Origin of the sequence: Pseudomonas sp. KB_15 (assembly GCF_052114525.1) — a bacterium.
In the GTDB taxonomy this organism is placed as follows: domain Bacteria; phylum Pseudomonadota; class Gammaproteobacteria; order Pseudomonadales; family Pseudomonadaceae; genus Aquipseudomonas.
Window position 1 is genome coordinate 1 of record NZ_JBFREX010000094.1, and the last position, 3,237, is coordinate 3,237.

Annotated in this window: 1 protein-coding gene; it reads left to right on the forward strand. The window is 63.0% G+C overall.

All coding sequences use genetic code 11. The features are described 5' to 3' along the window. A partial coding sequence (locus AB4Z35_RS29775) for an Ig-like domain-containing protein (protein ID WP_442101126.1) occupies positions 1–2,945 on the forward strand: 2,945 nt, incomplete at its 5' end. Between the last annotated feature and the right edge of the window lie 292 nt (positions 2,946–3,237).

The following is a 3,237-nucleotide window of genomic DNA, read 5'->3' on the forward strand; positions in this document are numbered from 1 at the left end:
TTCCGACCGTCGGCCCGGCTCCCGTGCAGGACCCGAACAGCATCGCCCGCAGCGGCCCTTCGGCCGCGGCGCTCGAAGCCTTCATGCGCCAGCCGGGGCTGTACCCGTTTCCGTCGCAGTATTCCAATGCGCTAGACCGCAACCCGTGGCAAGCGCAGATCGAAGCCTTCCTCAACCGCCATCCGGTCGGCTCGCCGGCCGAAGGTCGTCCGCCAGGAAAAGGCTGGTCGCACCAGCGCTGGAACGAGTTTTACCCACAGGTCGGCTTCAAAACCGCTCAAGTGGGCGCCAAGCTCAACGGCGGCATGCGCGATCGCCGGCAAATGCACAACTACGCCGTCGGCGAGTTCGGGCCTGGCGGGCTCTACAACCAGACCTCGGACTCCCCGGTCATAGTGGGCACGACCAAAGGCATCGACACCCGTTTCCACCCCAACATGCCGATTCAGAACCACAAGGCGCTCTGGACCTTCGACGGCACCTTTCCGCCAAAACTGTTGATGGTGCGTTACGGCCAACCGGTGCTGATGCGTCACTACAACGCCCTGCCGATCGATCCGTCGGCCAACATGGGATTTGGCCTGCACACCCTCACCACCCACGAACACAACGGCCACTCCCCGGCCGAAAGCGACGGCTATGCCAATGCGTTTTTCTTTCCGGGGCAGTACTACGACTATCGCTGGCCGATCCAGCTGGCCGGTTACGACACCATCAACACCAGCGCCCAGGATCCGCGCGCGGCGTTCCCCTGCGCCCCGGGCGAAACCCTGTATGTCAACGATGCCACTCCGGGCCTCAAGACGTGCAACAACGGCAGCATCAAGATCCGTGGCGACTGGCGCGAAACCATGAGTACCCACTGGTTCCATGACCACATGCTCGATTTCACCGCGCAGAACGTCTACAAGGGCAACGCGGTAATGATGAATTACTACAGCGCCCTGGATCGCGGTAACGAAGCCTTCGAAGACGGCGTCAACCTGCGCCTGCCCAGCGGTTCGGCGTTGCCTTGGGGCAACCGCGACTACGATGTCAACCTGATGATTGCCGACAAGGCCTGGGATCAGAACGGCCAACTGTGGTTCAACCCGTTCAACACCGACGGTTTTCTCGGCGATCAGGTGCTGGTCAACTGGCAGTACCAGCCGCGCCTGAATGTGCGGGCGCGCAGCTATCGCTTCCGCATCCTCAATGGCTCGGTGTCGCGCTACTTCAGGATCGCGCTGGTACGTGAAGTCGCCGGCACCGGCGGCGAATTCCCTGGCCCGGCAGGTTCCGGTGTGTCTTATACCCGGGTGCCGTTCCACTTGATCGCCAACGACGGCAACCTCATGGAACACGCCGTGCCGTTCGACGGCAGCATGGACCTGGACGCTGACGGCGACATGCAGAACCACAACGCCATCCTGCCCACCATGGGCATCGCCGAGCGTTACGACATCATCGTCAACTTCGCGAAAAACGGGATCAGCACCGGCGACAAGCTGTATTTCGTCAACCTGATGGACCACCAGACCGGCAAGGGTCCGGAGAGTGTACCGCTGAGCCTGGCCGATGTGCTGTCCGGGAAGTACAAAGCGGTGCTCAAGTCGGGCAGCAAAGGGCTGGAATGGGACGGTGGCGACCCGGCGGTGGGCAAGTTCATGCAGATGGTGGTGCAGCCTTATGCCGGCCAGGACGTGAGCATGAACCCCGCCGACTACGAACCCGCCAAGCCGGGTAAAGCGGCCGGCAAGATGATGATCCCGCTGACCATCAACCGCGACGATCCGGCGATGCAGGCCAAGCTCAAGCTGGCACGGCATCGTGAGTTCATCTTCGGTCGCTCCGACGGCACCGACGAAGCACCCTGGACCATCAAGACCGACGGCGGTTTCGGCTACCACATGGACCCACGGCGGATCAGCGCCGCTCCGCAACTGGCCAACGGCCCGACCGATGCCGGGTTCTCCGGCGACGGCACCCTTGAGGTGTGGAAAATCAAGAACGGCGGCAACGGCTGGAGCCACCCGGTGCACGTGCACTTCGAAGAGGGGATCATCCTCCACCGCGATGGCAAGGCGCCATCGGAATGGGAAAAATGGGCACGTAAGGACGTCTATCGCATCGGCGAGGGCATCGACACCTCTCAGGAAGTGGAAATGGCGATCCACTTCCGCGAATTCGCCGGGACCTACATGGAGCACTGCCACAACACCCAGCACGAGGATAACGCCATGCTGCTGCGCTGGGATATCGAGCACCCCGGCCAGTTCCAGTTGATGCCAACGCCCCTGCCCGGCTGGGACGGCGTTACCTACGTCAACTCCGCCGCGCTGCCAACCTTCCGCACTGGCGATACCCGTGTCAATGACGGCGATAACAAAAACCCGATCGCCAACCCCGACAGCGCCATCAGCAACAACGGCCAACCGCTGACCATCAACGTGCTGGCCAACGACAGTGACCCTGACGGCAACGTGCCACTTAAAGTGGTGGGGCTGGCGCAACCGGACTCCGGCAAGGGCGTGGTCAGCACCGATGGTGTGCGCGTGATCTACACACCACCGGCCACGGTCCTCGCGCCGTTCACCGCGACCTTTACCTATAAGGCCGCCGATGCCAAGGGTGCGGAATCGGCACCGGCGACGGTGTCCGTGGCGGTCGGGGCAGTGGTCGTCGAGAACCTGATCGTCACCAGCGCTACCGTCATCGCCCGCAGCAACAGTCGCTATTACTGGGTCCTGTCCGGCACCACCACGCGTGGCACGGGCAATACCATCACGGCGACTGCCACGACCACATCCGGTCCGGTGAACCTTGGCGCCGCCACCCTGACGCCTACGGCTACAGGCGCGCGCTGGAATATAGCGGTGACGACCGTCGGCAGTGGCCCGTCGCCTGGTGCGACGGCGACCGTCACATCGGCCTTCGGCAGAACCGTGACAGTGCCAGTGCACTAGAGCGCAGTGATCGGCGCCCGGTCCATGCAATGTGGACCGGGCGCTTTTTTTGTGGATCGTACGGTGGTGCCGTGTGGGGGGGGGTACTAACTATCGACTGGTATTTGCGCTGACTGTCAGGCCGCTATCGCGAGCAAGCCCGCTCCCACCATTGACCGGTGTCGAGCACAAATCCCGTGTACGACACAAAACCACTGTGGGAGCGAGCTTGCTCGCGATGGCGGWAKGTCAGCCACCCTCGTCGTCGGCTGCTAGTCCGCCTTCGCGAGCAGGCTCGCTCCCACCATTGACC